General features: G+C 64.5%; 10 protein-coding genes. 2 read left to right on the top strand and 8 right to left on the bottom strand.

Features of this window, described 5'->3' with window-relative positions:
• From A3AS_RS0120820 to A3AS_RS0120845, 6 genes are all read right to left on the bottom strand, one after another.
• A complete protein-coding gene (locus A3AS_RS0120820) occupies positions 1-1,185 on the bottom strand; it encodes a substrate-binding domain-containing protein (protein ID WP_026202193.1) in 1,185 nt (394 codons plus the stop codon).
• 106 nt (positions 1,186-1,291) lie between these two features.
• Positions 1,292-3,319 carry an acyl CoA:acetate/3-ketoacid CoA transferase gene (locus A3AS_RS0120825; RefSeq protein WP_018319501.1) on the bottom strand — a complete coding sequence of 676 codons (2,028 nt, stop codon included), beginning with the start codon at positions 3,317-3,319 and terminating at the stop codon, positions 1,292-1,294.
• Between the two features lie 122 nt (positions 3,320-3,441).
• Positions 3,442-4,752, bottom strand: a complete 1,311-nt coding sequence (locus A3AS_RS0120830) for an MFS transporter (RefSeq protein WP_018319502.1) — start codon at positions 4,750-4,752, stop codon at positions 3,442-3,444.
• A 198-nt stretch (positions 4,753-4,950) separates the two neighbouring features.
• The gene (locus tag A3AS_RS0120835) at positions 4,951-6,393 is read right to left on the bottom strand and encodes a sigma-54-dependent Fis family transcriptional regulator (RefSeq protein WP_018319503.1); all 1,443 of its coding nucleotides are present in this window, start codon (positions 6,391-6,393) and stop codon (positions 4,951-4,953) included.
• Positions 6,394-6,656: 263 nt separating this feature from the next.
• Positions 6,657-8,393 carry a bifunctional diguanylate cyclase/phosphodiesterase gene (locus tag A3AS_RS0120840; RefSeq protein ID WP_026202194.1) on the bottom strand — a complete coding sequence of 579 codons (1,737 nt, stop codon included), beginning with the start codon at positions 8,391-8,393 and terminating at the stop codon, positions 6,657-6,659.
• A gap of 220 nt (positions 8,394-8,613) precedes the next feature.
• Positions 8,614-9,579 (bottom strand): sensor histidine kinase, encoded by a 966-nt coding sequence (locus A3AS_RS0120845; protein WP_018319505.1) that lies wholly within the window; start codon positions 9,577-9,579, stop codon positions 8,614-8,616.
• Between the two features lie 179 nt (positions 9,580-9,758).
• On the opposite strand from A3AS_RS0120845, the gene A3AS_RS0120850 reads away from it, so the two are divergent.
• Positions 9,759-10,598, top strand: a complete 840-nt coding sequence (locus tag A3AS_RS0120850) for an SDR family NAD(P)-dependent oxidoreductase (RefSeq protein ID WP_018319506.1) — start codon at positions 9,759-9,761, stop codon at positions 10,596-10,598.
• Positions 10,599-10,867: 269 nt separating this feature from the next.
• Here the strand turns inward: A3AS_RS0120850 and A3AS_RS0120855 are convergent, their stop codons facing one another.
• Both A3AS_RS0120855 and A3AS_RS0120860 read right to left on the bottom strand, forming a co-directional pair.
• Positions 10,868-12,244, bottom strand: coding sequence for a cytochrome P450 (locus A3AS_RS0120855; RefSeq protein WP_026202195.1), 1,377 nt, complete (start codon positions 12,242-12,244; stop codon positions 10,868-10,870).
• Positions 12,245-12,393: 149 nt separating this feature from the next.
• Positions 12,394-13,629 (bottom strand): LLM class flavin-dependent oxidoreductase, encoded by a 1,236-nt coding sequence (locus A3AS_RS0120860; protein WP_018319508.1) that lies wholly within the window; start codon positions 13,627-13,629, stop codon positions 12,394-12,396.
• A gap of 374 nt (positions 13,630-14,003) precedes the next feature.
• Between A3AS_RS0120860 and A3AS_RS0120865 the strand changes: the two genes are divergently transcribed.
• Positions 14,004-15,410, top strand: a complete 1,407-nt coding sequence (locus A3AS_RS0120865) for an MFS transporter (protein WP_018319509.1) — start codon at positions 14,004-14,006, stop codon at positions 15,408-15,410.
• Positions 15,411-15,535 lie beyond the last annotated feature (125 nt).

The following is a 15,535-nucleotide window of genomic DNA, read 5'->3' on the forward strand; positions in this document are numbered from 1 at the left end:
TCAGCGCTTGTTCTTGACCGGAACGTCCATGTCCTCGATCTTCAGCTCGCGCACCGGCTCGAGCACGGCCCAGGCGACGTTCGGATCGACCTTGACCTTGAAGGCGTACATGCTCTGCAGCGCCTGATGGTCTTCCTTCCGGAACACCATCTTGCCCTTCGGCGTGTCGAACTCCAGGCCTTCCATCGCCGTGATCAGCTTCTCGCTGTCGGTCGACTTCGCCTTGGTGACGGCGGCGACGACGGACATCGCGGCGGCAAAGCCGCCCGCGGTGAAGAAGTCCGGCGGCGCGTTGAAGCGCTTCTGGTGCTCGGCAACGAGCCAGTCGTTCACAGGGTTCTTCGGGATCTCGTAGAAATAATAGGTCGCGCCTTCCATGCCGGGCAGGCCCTTATAGGCGGCGAGGGCCGGGAGGATGTTGCCGCCGGTGGAGAGCTCGATGCCGTAGCGCTTCGGGTCCATGTCCTGCAGCTTGGCCAGCGGATTGCCGGCGCCGGCCCAGATCACCCAGATGACCTTGCGGCCCGGCTTGTCCTTCAGTGCGTCGAACAGGCGCTGGCCGACTGCGGTGAAGTCGGTGGTCGAGGTCGGGGCATATTCTTCGGCAGCGAGGGTCGCGCCGGTCTTGGCGAGTGCCTCCTTGAAGGCGGCGACGCCATCGCGGCCGAACGCATAGTCCTGTGCCAGCGTTGCGACGGTGACGCCCTGCTTGCCGATCGCGACCGCATTGGAGATCGCGTCCTGCGAGGAGTTGCGCGCGGTGCGGAAGATGTAGCGATTCCACTTCTCGCCGGTAATCTGGTCCGCGACGGCGGGCTCGACGATCAGGATCTTCTTGTTCTCCTCGGCGACCGGGAGAATGGCGAGCGCCGCAGCCGACGAGGTCGTGCCGATCGCGATGTCGGCCTTGTCGTCCTGATAGGCTTCGGCGAGCGCGGCCTTCGAGAGATCCGGCTTGCCCTGGTCGTCCTTGGTGATGATGACGATCTTGCGGCCATCGAGGGTCATCGTGCCCTTGGTGGCGTATTCGAAGCCCATCTTCAGGCCGGTCTCGGTCTGCTTGGCGTAGGCCTCGAGCGGACCGGTCTTGCCGTAGATCAGCGCGACCTTGAGATCGTCGGCCTGCACGGAGGTGCCCGCAGCGAGTCCGAGAATGGTTGTTGTTATGATGAGTGATCGACGCACGATGGTCCCTCCTGATTTAACGTTTCTCGGCAACAGCGATTTGCATAACACTACGAACATTGCAATTGAACCTTCCGGCCGAGCGCGTCGGCCTTTCGAGCATGCATCATTTTTGGGCTGGCCGCGCATCGCCGGCTCCCTCGGCCTGACGCCGATCCGACTGCGCCTCATCAGCGCTTTCGAAAATGTGCGGCGCGACGCCGCGCTTCTCCAGGGCTTCGCCGAGCTTGATGCGCAGGAAGCCCGACGTGGTGTAGCGCGACACGCCGGAATAGAAGCGATCGACGAGGCTGCGCACCATCGCCGAATAATCGTCCATCAACTCCGGCAGGATGGAAAAATTGTCATAATTGACGATGGCGTAGACCCGGCGGCCAAGCGGAGCGAGCCTGGCTTCGACGATACCAGCGATGGTGTCGATCTCGGCCTTGCTGCGTAGCGGATAGCGCTCGAGATTGACGAAGAACAGGTTCTGCTGCTCGTCCAGCGTGAAGCGCTGGTCGAGCGGGATGGTGAGCAGGCGCTCGCGCAAATCCATCAGACCCTCGCGGAAGATGCGATCGTCCATCAGCGCCGGGTCGCGCGGGATCAGCGGCTTGAAGTCCATCAGGCGCAAAATGTCGCGCTCGATGTCGATGCCGGGCGCGACTTCGGTGAGCTCGAGCCCGCCGGGCCTGAGCTCGAACACGCAGCGCTCGGTGACATACAGCGTGCGCTGCTTGCGCGCGGCGGCGAACGGGCCGCTGAAGGTGACGTGCTCGACGCGGTCGACGAACTTGCGCGACTTGGCCTCGTCGAGAATGACGAGCTTGCCGTCCTTCACCGCGATGCGCTGCTTGCCCGCCCCAAAGGTGCCGACGAAGATGACCTCCTTGGCGTTCTGGCTGATGTTGATGAAGCCGCCGGCACCGGCAAGCTTCGGCCCGAACTTGCTGACATTGAGGTTGCCGGCACGATCGACCTGGGCGAGCCCGAGGAAGGCGGCGTCCAAGCCGCCGCCGTCGTAGAAGTCGAACTGATAAGGCTGGTCGATCACCGCCTGGGTGTTGATCGCCGCGCCGAAATCGATGCCACTCGCGGGGATGCCGCCGATCACGCCCGGTTCGGCCGTCAGCGTGATGAGGTCGATAATCCGCTCCTCATTGGCGACGGAGGCGATCCCCTCGGGCATGCCGATGCCGAGATTGACGACGCTGTTGGCCTTCAGCTCCAGGGCGGCGCGACGGGCGATGATCTTGCGCTCGCTGACCGGCATCACCGGCAGCGACGCGGCGCGGACGCGGATCTCGCTGGAGAAGGCCGGATTGTATTGCGTGCCGAAGGTCTGCCAGTGATTCTCGGGCCTCGCCACCACGACGCAGTCGACGAGGATGCCGGGAATCTTGACCTGGCGTGGATTGAGGCTGCCGGCCTCGGCAACGCGTTCGACCTGGGCAATGACGATGCCGCCGGAATTATGCGCCGCCATCGCGATGGCGAGCGCTTCCAGCGTCAGCGCCTCCTTCTCCATGGTGAGGTTGCCGTCGGGATCGCCCGTGGTGGCGCGGATGATCCCGACGTTGATCGGGAACGTCTTGTAGAGCAGGCATTCCTCGCCGCCGATCTTGATCAGTTCCACAAGCTCTTCGGTGGTGCGCGCATTCAGTTTGCCGCCGCCCTGCCGCGGATCGACGAAGGTGCCCATGCCGACGCGGGTGATGTGGCCGGGCCGGTGCGCCGCGATGTCGCGAAACAGATGCGTGATCACGCCCTGCGGCAGATTATAGGCCTCGATCTGGCTCGCGATCGCAAGCTGCTGCAATTTCGGCGCAAGGCCCCAATGTCCGCCGATCACGCGGCGGACCAGGCCTTCATGCGCGAAATGGTTGAGGCCGCGATTCTTGCCGTCGCCCTGGCCCGCCGCGTAGACCAGCGTCAGATTGCGCGGCTTGCCCTGCGTATAGGGGGCATCGCCCTCGTGGGAGAGATAGAGCTCTTCCAGTGCGATCGCGATCTCCTCGGCAAAGCCGATGCCGACGAAGCCGCCGGTCGCGACCGTGTCGCCGTCACGGATCAGCATGACGGCTTCCGCCGCGGTGACGACTTTGCCCTTCTCGGAATTGCGCAAATAGGGCAAGGCAGGATGCTGGCTCATGGCATTCCCTCCCATGTCTGTTGCGGACCGCATGTCGGCTCTTCTCGTTTGCCTCTATTCGTATCGCGTGGTGCGGCTGGCGACCAGCCGCTCCGGCGTCGCGGGGGCCGCACTCAGCCCGTTCAGGGCTGGGCGACCTTGCGTGTTTCGGTGGCGAAATAGACCGAGACGATGGTGATCAGCGCCAGCGCGATCATGTAGAGCGAGATCGGCCAGGTCGCCGGCGCGTAGGCCGTCATCAGTCCCGTCGCGATCAGCGGCGACAGCGCGCCGGCGAAGATCGAGGCGAGGTTGTAGCCGAGCGAGACGCCGCTGTAGCGCACCTTGGTACCGAACAGCTCCGACAGGAAGCTCGCCTGCGGGCCGTACATCGCGGCATGACCGATGGCGAGGCCGAGCACGATCGCGATCCAGGCATATTGCGGGTTCCTGGTCGCCAGCAGCGTGAACAGCGGGAACGACATCAGCGCCGAGAACACCGCGCCGAAAATGTAGATCGGTCGCCGCCCGAGCCGGTCGGAGAGCGCACCGAAGGCCGGGATGGTGAAGGTTTCGATCGCCGCGCCGATCAGCACGCCATTGAGCATGTCCTGCTTGTTCATGCCGAGCGATTGCGTGGCATAGGCGAGCACGAAGGTCGCGTAGATGTAGAAGAAGCCGTTTTCGGCGAAGCGCGCGCCCATCGCGAGCAGGATGTTCTTGGGATACATCCTGATCGCCTCCAGGATCGGCATTTTCACTTCCTGCTTGGTATCCTTGACCTTCTGGAACTCCGGGGATTCGGCGATGGTGAAGCGGATCCACAGGCCGACCAGCACCAGCGCGATCGAGAACAGGAAGGGGATGCGCCAGCCCCACGCCAGCAGCTGCGCGTCGGTCAGCATCGCCGATACCACCGAGAAGACCAGCGTGCCGAGCACGAGGCCGAGCGGTGCGCCGAGCTGCGGCCAGCTGCCGTAAAAGCCCTTCTTGTCCGCGGGCGCATGCTCGACCGCCATCAGCACCGCACCGCCCCATTCGCCGCCAAGGCCAAAGCCCTGGATCAGGCGGCAGGTGACGAGCAGGACCGCGGCCCAGATGCACGCGGTCTCGTAGGTCGGCAGGAATCCGATCGCCGCGGTCGCCACGCCCATGATCAGCAGCGTCAGATACAGCATGGTCTTGCGGCCGATCTTGTCGCCGTAATGCCCGAACACGACGCCGCCGAGCGGGCGTGCGACGAAGCCGAGCGCGTAGGTCGCGAACGCCAGCAGTGTTCCCATCATGGGGTCGAAGGTCGGAAAGAACAGCTTGTTGAAGATCAGCGCCGCGGCGGTGCCGTAGAGGAAGAAGTCGTACCACTCGATGGCGGTGCCGATCAGGCTCGCCGTGGCGACTGTGACATGCGAGGGCTGCTTCGCCTGAAGCTGATGGACCGAGATCGCTTCACTCATCCTTGCGTCCTCCCTGATTTGCGAATGCGCATGTGCAGCATGCGTCATTGTGCAAAGCGAAGAGCAAGGTCCGCGCCAGATGCTGTTGGCTCGCGCAAACCGGCTTAAATTCCGGCAATTTCCGCATTGGCGCCCGGACAGAGCCGCTCGGTGCCTTGTCCGGAATCCGAGACTCCGGACAGTCCATTGTCTCGAAACTCAGACGGAGGCCGGCCCTGCGGCGAGGCCGAACTTGGCGAGCTTCTTGTAGAAGGTCGCGCGCGAGATCCGCAGCATCCTGGCGGCCTCGGAGATCTGGCCGTTGCTGGCGGCGAGCGCCTGCTCGAGCGTGTGCTTCTCGAACTCGGCCTCGGCTTCGGCATAGGGCACCACGGGTCCGGCCGGGCGCTCGAATGCTGTGGGCCTGACCTCGGAGCCGACGGGAAGAATGCGGGCGACATCCTCGCCGGTCAGCCGGCCGGAATCGCTCAGGATCAGCGCCCGCTCCAGGATATTGCGGAGCTCGCGGACGTTGCCCGGCCAGTCATAGCGCGCCAGCGCGGAAAGCGCGCTCGGCGTGATCTTCGCCTTGACGTAATCGCCGGAGGCGCTGATGTCCTCGAGCAGCCGGGCGCAGATGTCGGGGAGATCATCCAGGGACTGCCGCAGCGGCGGCAAATCGATCGAGAGCACGTTCAGCCGGTAATAGAGATCGGGCCGGAACGCGCCGTCGCTGACGCGCTTGCGCAAATCCACATTGGTCGCCGCGACCACGCGCACGTCGACCTTGGAGATCTTGTCCGAGCCGAGCGGCTCGATCTCGCGCTCCTGCAGCACGCGCAGCAGCTTGGCCTGCAATTGCAGCGGCATCTCGCCGATCTCGTCGAGGAACAGCGTGCCGCCGTCGGCGATCCGGAATTTTCCTTCGCGTCCCCTGCGGTCGGCGCCGGTATAGGCGCCCGGCGCCGTGCCGAAGAACTCCGACTCGATCAGCGTGTCGGGAATCGCGGCGACATTGACGCTGACGAACGGCTTCTCCGCACGCGAGGAGGCATTGTGAATCGCCTGCGCCAGCATCTCCTTGCCCGTTCCGGTCTCGCCGGTGAGCAGCACGGTGACGCTTTGCCGGGCGGCGCGGCTTGCAAGCTGCTTGGCCTGCGCGATACCAGGCGTGGTGCCGACGTAGTCGGCGAAGGTGAAGCGCGCCGCGCGGGCGTTGGACAATTGCCGCCGCGCCAGCCGCAGATCGCTCTCGAGCTGGGCGACGCGGGCAAGCAGGGGTTTGAGGCTTTCGAGGCGGTCATAGAGCACGAAGCCGATCGCGCCGATCACGGTGCCGTTCTCGTCCTCGATCGGCATGCGCGTGACCACGAGCTGCTCGCCGCCGAGCTCCATGATGTCGAGCAGGATCGGTTCGCCGGTCTCGGCCACCTTGCGCATCAGGCTGTTCGGGATGACCTCCTCGATCGGCCGGCCGATTGCCTCACTGGTCCGCTTGAGGCCGAGCGCCGCGAGATATTTTTCATTGACGTAGACGACGCGCCCGCCGCGGTCGATCGCGATCGCGCCCTCGCAGAGCTTCTCCAGCCGCTCGAACAGCGTCTCCATCGCGCGCGCACGAAGGTAAGCGGGATCGCTGATCGAGGCGGAAGAGGCGGACATGACATATCCCGGGGGAAGTCTGTCTGTGTATTAGCAAAAGGGTAGCAATTTCAAAGAGGAGAAATGGCCGTTTGCGGCGAGCCCCGTTCTCCGCTGTCGTCCCGGACAAGCGAAGCGCAGATCCGGGACCCATAACCACAGGGAGATGTGATTACTGGGACTCGGAGTGACCATCTTCGCGCCAAACCACGCCCTGTGGTTATGGGTCCCGGGTTCGCTTCGCGCCCCGGGACGACAGCGTGCGTGCGGCGGCGGCTTGCGGCCTACCTTCGATACCCGCTCGCGCGCGAATAGCCCTGGCGGTGCTGCTGCGCCGGGCGGCTCACTACGCTGGCGCGTGACTCGCTGGACGCGGGCGTTGCGAGCTTCAGCTCCTCCAAAAAGATCGGCCGGGAGAAGTAATAGCCCTGCGCGTAGCGGATCTTGGTGGCGGCCTGGAGATAGGCGAGCTCCTCGTAGGATTCGAGGCCTTCGGCGATCACGGTCATGCCGAGCGCTTCGCTCAAGGATTCGATCGCGCGCAGGATGCCCTGGCTGCGCGGGCGCTTATGGATGTCGGTGATGAAGGAGCGGTCGATCTTGATCTCGTCCGCGGTGATGTCGGCCAGCGCCGAGAGCGAGGAATATCCGGTGCCGAAATCGTCGATCGAGATGCCGACGCCGAGCTTGCGGAACATCGGCAGGATCTCGTCCTGGAAATGATTCTTGGCGACGAAGGCGTCTTCGGTCACCTCGATCATGAAGCGCTGCGGAAAGCCGGTGTCGTCGAGCGCCCGCGCGAAGCTGCGCATGAATTCTGGGTTGCCGGCCTGCTTGGCCGCGACGTTGATGCTGATGGTCGCTTCCGCGCCGAACGTCTCGTTGATCAGGTCGATCGATTTGACGATTTCGGCGAGCACGAGATGGGTCAATTCGTCGATCAGGCCGAGCTCGCTGGCAAGATTGATGAAGGATCCCGGCGCCTGGATCACGCCTTCGTCGTCGCGCAAACGGACCAGGGCCTCGATGCCCTTCACCGCCTGGGTGCGGATGTCGACCTTGGATTGGAAGGCGCAGCAGAAACGCTTTTCCAGGATAGCGAGCCGCAGCGACTGCTCGATCTTCATCCGCGCCAGCGCCTCGCGCTCCATGCTGGAATCGAAGAAGGCTGCCGATCTCTTGCCGTCGTTCTTGATGCGGTACATCGCGATGTCGGCATTCTGGCGCAGCGTCTCGAAGCTGCGTCCGTGATCGGGATAGAGGCTGATGCCGACCGAGGTGGAGGCAAAGAGTTCCGAATGGTCGATGAAGAACGGCGCCGTCAGCCGCTCCAGCGTCGACTGCATGAATTCGGCGACTTCCTCCTGGCTCTGGATCGGGGAGAGCAGCAGCAGGAATTCATCGCCGGAGATGCGCGACAGCATGTCGGTATCGCGCAAGTCGCGCCCGAGCCGCTTCGACAGCTCGACCAGCAGCGCATCGCCGACGGCGTGGCCGTAATAGTCGTTGATGTGCTTGAAATTGTCGACGTCGAGGAAGGCCAGCGCGAAACGCTCGCCGCCGCCATTCTCCGCAAGCAGATTGTTGGCGTGATGTTCAATCACGCGCCGCGAGGGCAATCCCGTCAGCTCGTCGAAATAGGCCGAGCGGAACAGCTGGTCCTCGAAATTCTTCTGCTCGGTGATGTCGGAGGACGCCGAGATCAGCAGCTCGCGGCCGGCGAGGCGAACGGGACGATGGGTCGTGAGCAGCACCTGGCGCGCGCCGTCGCCATGAAGCGCCTCCTCGGTGACGACAGCCTGCCCGGCGCTCAGCGCCTGGCGGCAGGCTTCGCGGCGCGGCGCAAGGTCGGGTGAGGGACGGCTGCCGTCCATGCCGAGCTGCGCGGCCGCGGCATCGTTAACCAGCAGAAGCTCGCCATGCGCATCCTGCACGGTCAGACCGGCCGGCAGCATTCTAACGATTTCCTTGAGAAAACCGAGCTCGGCTTCAGTCGCGCCGGAATATTGGTTGTCGTTCATAGAAGTCATGAATCTTGTTGTTTCAGCGCGCCTTTGCAATGAGCGCGATCTTGCGCGGTTCCCTCTTAAGTTTGGTTAAGGGGTCAGGAGAAATACGGGGGTGTTTTGGAGGAAACTTGCGGCGTTGCGACGCGCGCCGACGATCGTCATTAACAGAGGGTCAACAGCGCGTGCGAAACTGCGGGCGGCACGCGGGCCGGCTTTCGCTTGACGCGCGATGCTATTCGCTTCGGGGGATGCGGCACTGCATGATGCAATGCAGCCCGGTCTTCAAGTAAGAGATCTCGGTCCTGCCATCGAAGGACGATAGTGCCGATTTCAGCAGCTTGGTGCCGAAGCCGGGCTCGGACACCTCATCCACACTCGGACCCTCGGTCTCGTCCCAGGTGATGATCAGGCGGTCGTCGCTGACGGTCCATGACACCTGCAGTAGACCGCGCGGCGCGGAGAATGCGCCGTACTTGCCCGCATTGGTGGCGAGTTCGTGAAACATCAATGACAGCGTGACCGCGAGCTTCGGCGGCAGGAACAGTCGATCGCCATTGAGGGTGAAGCGGACATGGCCGTAGGGGCCGAGCTCCGAGATCAGGAGGTCACGGATGTCACAGCCGGCCTTGTCGATCCGCGAGATCAGATCGTCGGTCGCGGCCAGCGAGCGCAACCGCGGATCGACCCGGGCCCAGACCTGCGGGTGGTCGTGCAGCACCTGGTGCAGCACCGCGTGCACCGTCGACAGCTTGTTCTTCAGCCGGTGCTGGAGCTCGTCGACCAGCAGTTTGCGATACTCTTCTTCCTCGATCAGGCGCTTGGAGATCCGGCGCTGCTCCGCGAGCATCGTGCGATAGTGCTCGACGCCCCAGATGGTGAGCGCGCAGACCGCCCAATACAGTGCCAGCAGGGCAAACCGCGCCCGATCGGCAAAGGCATCGCCGAAATTCACGACGACGCCGAGCATGCCGCCGACCAGCGCGGTCACGATTCCGATCCGGAAGCCCCCGAACGCGGCGGCAAAGAACACGGCCGGAAAGTAGGGGGTGAAGTAGACGTCGGGCCGCACATGGGCGAGGGCCCAGCGCGTCAGCGTCGCAATCAGCAGGCAGGCCACCGCAAAGGCAATGCTCAGACCAAGCGATGGCGGCGCCGCACCCTGCCAACCCCTGCGGAATTCCTCGATCAGCTTCCCCATGCGCAGCCCAGTTGCGATATGCGTTCGAAAATCGAGCGGCCCATCAGGATGTTACGCATCCCGTCCGCGCAAGCATAGCTTGCCTTGCCGCAGACAGGCAGAGATAGTGGCCACCGCTGCGATGGCAGCGGCCGATGTTCGCCATTTGGCATCAAATCGTTCGAAAACAGGAACATTCCATGGGCAGGCTGGACGGCAAGGTTGCGGTGATTACGGGGGCGACGAGCGGGATCGGATTGCGCACTGCGGAAGTCTTCGTTGCCGAAGGTGCCAAAATTGTGATCGCGGGGCGGCGTCTACCGGAGGGCGAAGCCCTGGCCAAGCAGCTCGGCGCCAACTGCATCTTCCGCCAGACCGACGTGACGGTCGAAGCACAGATGCAGGCGCTGATCGCGCTCGCCGTGGACAAGTTCGGCCGGATCGACTGCCTGTTCAACAATGCCGGCGGCCCGGCGCAGACCGGCGGCATCGAAGGCCTCGAGGTCGAGCGCTTCGATGCGGCGATGGCGACGCTGGTGCGCAGCGTCATGCTCGGCATGAAGCACGCCGCGCCCCACATGAAGAGGCAGGGCTCAGGCAGCATCATCAACAATGGCAGCATCGCAGGCCGCCTCGCCGGCTTCTCATCCTCGATGGTCTATAGCGCGGCCAAGGCGGCGGTAATCCATCTCACCAAATGCGTGGCGATGGAGCTCGGCGAGTCCAACGTGCGCGTCAACGCGATCTCGCCGGGCGCGATCGCGACCGGCATCTTCGGCAAGGCGCTCGGGCTCTCGACCGATGCTGCGGAGAAGACGCCGGCGGTGATGCGCGAGGTCTACAAGACCGCGCAGCCGATCCCGCGCGCGGGCCTTCCCGATGACATCGCCCAGGCCGCGGTGTTCCTGGCCAGCGACGAATCCAGCTTCATCAACGGTCACGACCTCGTCGTCGATGGCGCCATGACCGGCGGCCGCAACTGGAGCCAGCAGCAGCAGGGCTATGTGGCCTTGCGCAAGGCGTTCGATCAGGGGGCGTAAGCGACGGAGACGGTGCCGTAGGGTGGGCAAAGGCGCGCTCTTCGCGCGCCGTGCCCACCAACCCGTTCCATAGCGGCAAATCGTGGGCACGGCGCTCTGCGCCTTTGCCCACCCTACGAGATCTCGTGCTCCGGACGCAGCGCAGCGCCCCCGGCGATGCGAAGCATCGTCCGGTGCGGTGCGCTGCAGAGCCGGGGCCCATCTCTCCACCTACTCGATCGCAGCATTCTGGGTCCCGGCTCGCGCTTCGCGCGTCCGGACACGTGAGGCTAAACCGCCCGCACTCTCACCCGCAACCCGTCCCGCGGCTTCGGGATCGGCCACATCTGCCAGTCCGGCTTGTAGCCGGGCTCCAGCGACACCTCGATGTTCTGCAAGAAGTGCCGCGCGAAGCATTTTGCCTGCATGTAGGCGAAGTGCAGCCCGAGGCACATATGCGCGCCGCCGCCGAACGGGACCCAGGCGAAGCGGTGGCGACCCCGTTGCGCCTCTTCGGTGAAGCGCAAGGGATCGAAGCGATCCGGCTCCGGCCAGATGTCCTTCATGTGATGGGTATAGAGCGGATTGACGCCGACCGCGGTGCCGGCGGGAATCGTAAAGCCCTTGAAGGTGAAGTCGCGCATGGCGCGGCGCGGCATCGAAGGCACCGGCGGCTTGATCCGCAGCGCTTCCTTGAACGCCATCTCGGACAGCGGCATCTTTTCGAGATCGTCGAAGCTGCTGGGCGCGCCCGGCGCGAGCCCGAGCGCGAGGACTTCCGCGCGCAGCCTGTCCTGCCAGTCCGGATTGGCGGCGAGCTCGCCGATGAAGGAGGTCAGCGACGAGGTCAGCGTGTCGTGCGCCGCCATCATCAGGAAGCTCATGTGGTCGATGATGTCCTGCTCGGACAGCAGCGCGCCGTCCTCATGGGTGGCGCGGCAGAGCTGCGAGAACAAATCATCGCCGCCGTGATTGCCGCGCCGAAGCGGGATCTGCTCGCGGAAATAGGCGACGATGCGTTTGCGCCCCCTGACGCCGGCGGCCATCTGGGTGCCCGGAAGGGGACGGCGGATCGGCGCGACGGCAGCCGCGACCATGTCGACGAAGGCGCGGTTGATCTCGTCGACCTCCGGCCCGATATCGGCGCCGAGGAAGGACGCTGCGGCGAGGTCCAGCGTGAGCTGCTTCATCGCGGGGTAGAGCTGCATCTCGCCGGGCTTGGCTTTCCACTGGGCGACCCGCGCGGAGATGCCGCGGTCGAGATCGGCCAGGTAGGATTTCATCGGTCCGGACTTGAACGCGACCGACAGCGCCTTGCGGTGCAGCCGGTGCTCGTCGAAATCGAGCAGCATCAATCCGCGCGGAAACAACAGGCCGAGCACCTTGTTCCAGCCGTGGGTCGAGGAGAACAGCTTTTGCTGGTCAAACATCACGAGCTCGTTGGCCTCGGGCCCGAGCAGCACGACGTTGGTCTCGCCGAACACATGGGTGCGGTAGACCGGGCCGTATTTGGCGCCGTTCGCCTCGATGTGGCCCTTGGGATCGGCCAGCACCTGGAAGGTCTTGCCGATGATCGGCCATCCCTCGTCGCCGGGAATGTGCGTCAGGGCGTTGCGCTTGGGCGCGGTATAGTCGGGCGCCGGTGCGGCCACATTCTGCATCGACATGACGATTGCTCCGGTTGGCAGGCGCCGCGAACATAGCACGATCCGGCCGCGATGAGCTGCGGTCGTCTTGCGCACAAAATCGTCACACCCACGGCCGTCGTCCCGGGTTCGCGCCACGCGCGCCACCGGGACGACGAGTGGAGTGTGCCCTATCGCTTCGCCGCCTCCTTCTGCAGATCCGGGGCGTTGACGGCGGGGATGGCGACGCGGCCGGGGCCGGTCATCTTCAGCGCCTCGGCGGCCTTCTCGTTCTCCATGATCTTGGCCATCACGGCCTGGCCCGCACGCTCGAAAATGGCGCGGTTCTCGATCACGAATTTTTGCGACCTGCGCAGGCCGTCGATATAGCCGTTGATCTCCGGCACGACGTAGCGCGCCACCATGTCCCAGCTCCGGCGCGTCGCTTCCGGATTGGCCCAGTCGTGCACGAAACCGATGATGGCGCCGACGCCGCCGGAGACCTGCATCACGTTCTTGATGGTTTTGACGAGATCGTCGGGCGTGCCGATGGTGGAGGCCGCGCCCTCGACGAAGGCGGTCTTGTCCACGGCCTCGTCGGGCGAGGAGAACGCAGTGAGGCCCGGCCGCTGCAGCGTGCTGACATTATATTCGTTGTGCCAGCGCATCAGCCCGGCGCCAGCTTCCTTGCGCGCCTGCTCGCGGGTCTCGGCGATGTGGAAGGTCAGCAGCACGCGCCAGTCGGCACGGTCGACCTTGGTGCCGTGTTTCCTCGCGGCGTCCTCCGCAAACTGCCATTGCTGCTGCAGCGACATCAGCCCCTGCGTCGTCATCGAGCCCAGCGAGATGATGCCGATGCCGTATTTGCCGGCCAGAGTCATGCCTGATGGAGAGATCTGCGAGGCTACGACGAACGGCATCTCCTCCTGCAACGGCAGGATCTGCAGCGCGGCGTCGTTCATCGTGAACCAGTCGCTCTTCGCCGTGACGCGCTCGCCGTTGAAGAGGCGGCGGATGATTCCGATGGCCTCGTCCTGGCGGTCGCGCTGCGTCATCGGGTCGATGCCGAGCGTGTGTGCGTCGGAGGCCAGCGCGCCGGGGCCGGAGCCGAAGATGGCGCGGCCGCCGGTCATGTGGTCGAGCTGCACCATGCGCTGGGCGACGTTGAAGGGGTGGTGATAGGGCAGCGACACCACGCCGGTGCCGAGCTTGATCCGCTTGGTGCGCTCGCCGGCCGCAGCCAGGAACATCTCGGGCGAGGCGATCATCTCCCAGCCCGAGGAATGATGCTCGCCGCACCAGAACTCGTCATAGCCGAGCGCATCGAGCTGCTCGACCAGGTCGAGGTCGCGCCGGAACTGGAGCATCGGATGCTCCCCGATCGGGTGATGCGGGGCAAGGAAGGCTCCGAACTTCAGGCGCGCCATGGCGTTCTCTCCGGCTTTGATTTTCTGTTTGTTGAGGCGGTGAAGCTACGTGCCGGAAGGCGCGAACGCAATCGCGCGGTGTCCCGCGCGGCGGAATGCAGGCATGCGTGCGTTGAGTCTTCTCCCTCTCCCCGTTCTTACGGGGAGAGGGTTGGGGTGAGGGGCCACTTCGCCAAATTCGGTGGCAGTGTGACTCGCGGCAGCTCCCCCTCACCCGGAATTCAAACTGCGTTTGAATTTCCGCCTCTCCCCGCAAGTGGGGAGAGGCGAAACAGCCGTGCCTCGAACGAAGCACTCGAATCCTACCTCCGAGGTAATCGTGACACCGCGCCAGACCTGAAATCATCGGCACGGTAATCCAGGGTCACGCGCCGATGCATCAGATCGTCACACAACAAATCGATTCGTCCCGCCGCTGGTGGGTGCTGGCCATCGTCGTGGCCGCCCAGTTCATGTTCGGCGTCGATGCCTTCATCGTGAACGTCGCCATTCCGACAATTGCGGTCGATCTGCAGGCCACGCCGGCGCAGATCGAATCCGTGATCGCGATCTACCTGATCGCCTACGCCACGCTTGTCGTCACCGGGGGCCGGCTTGGCGACGTTCACGGCACCAAGACTATCTTCCTGGCCGGCGTGCTCGGCTTTACGGCGACCTCGCTGTGGTGCGGGCTCGCGCAGTCCGGCGTGGAGCTGATCATCGCTCGCCTTGCGCAGGGCGCGACCGCGGCGCTGATGGTGCCCCAGGTGCTGGCGACGCTGCATCTCCTGTTCACGGACGAGTCGCGCAGCCGCGCCTTCGCGATCTACGGCATCGTGCTGGGGCTGGCCGGTGCCGCAGGCTTCCTGCTCGGCGGTCTGCTGGTCACGATTGATCTCGCTGGCACCGGCTGGCGTTCGGTCTTCTTCGTCAACGTTCCCTGCGGCCTCGTCATTGTGGCTGCCGCCTGGCGCATCATGCCGTCGGTGCCGCGGCGATCAGGGACGAGGCTCGACATCAAGGGCAGCATGGTCCTGTTCGCGGGGCTGCTTTGCCTGATCGGCCCGCTGCTGTTTGGTCACGATGTCGGCTGGGCTCCCTGGCTGTGGGCCGTGATGGCGATCGGCGGCGCCGTCCTCGTAGCGTTCCTGAAGCTCGAGCACGCGGTCGCGCGTGCCGGCGGCATGCCGTTGATCGACCTCACGCTGCTGGCGGATGCCGCTTTCCTGCGCGGGCTTGGCGCCGCCTTCTTTTTCTTCCTTGCCAATCTCTCCTTCTACCTCGTCATGACGCTGTTCATGCAGCGCGGCCTGAAGATCCCGCCGCTGTCGGCCGGCATGGCCTTCATCCCGCTCGCGGTGGCCTTCGTCGTGGCCTCGCGCCACAGCGGCGCGCGGGCGCGTCATCGCGGCACCAAGGTGTTGATCGAAGGCTGCGCGCTGCAGATCGCAGGCCTCGCCGCGCTCGCGCTTGTTGCAGCCTGTATCGATGCGCCATCGCCGCTTCTGCTGGCGTTCGTCATGATCATTTTCGGCTACGGCCAGGGACTGGTGATGGCGCCGCTCTCCGGCGCGGTGCTCTCGACCGTCAAGCCCGTCGCCGCAGGCTCGGCCTCCGGCATCTACGGCACGACTGCGCAGATCGGAAATGCGGCCGGAGTGGCCGCAATCGGCGCGGTATTCTTCGCCGTCGATGCCTTGCAATCAGCGCGCGCAGGATTTCTGGTCTCGCTTGTGCTGTTTGTGACATTAATCCTGATCTGCGCCGCATTTCTGTCGTGGATGCGTCGCGCATCTGCATGAAGTTGAGGCATTGCGGTTAATACGTGCGGATTTCGGCGGGATTTCCCGTGATTTTCGTGGATGGACAGCGCACGGTCTTTTTATTTTGCAATGCAGCAACTATCTGGTTTGGCTGAGCGTTGAAA

Source organism: Bradyrhizobium sp. WSM2793 (assembly GCF_000379585.1).
In the GTDB taxonomy this organism is placed as follows: domain Bacteria; phylum Pseudomonadota; class Alphaproteobacteria; order Rhizobiales; family Xanthobacteraceae; genus Bradyrhizobium.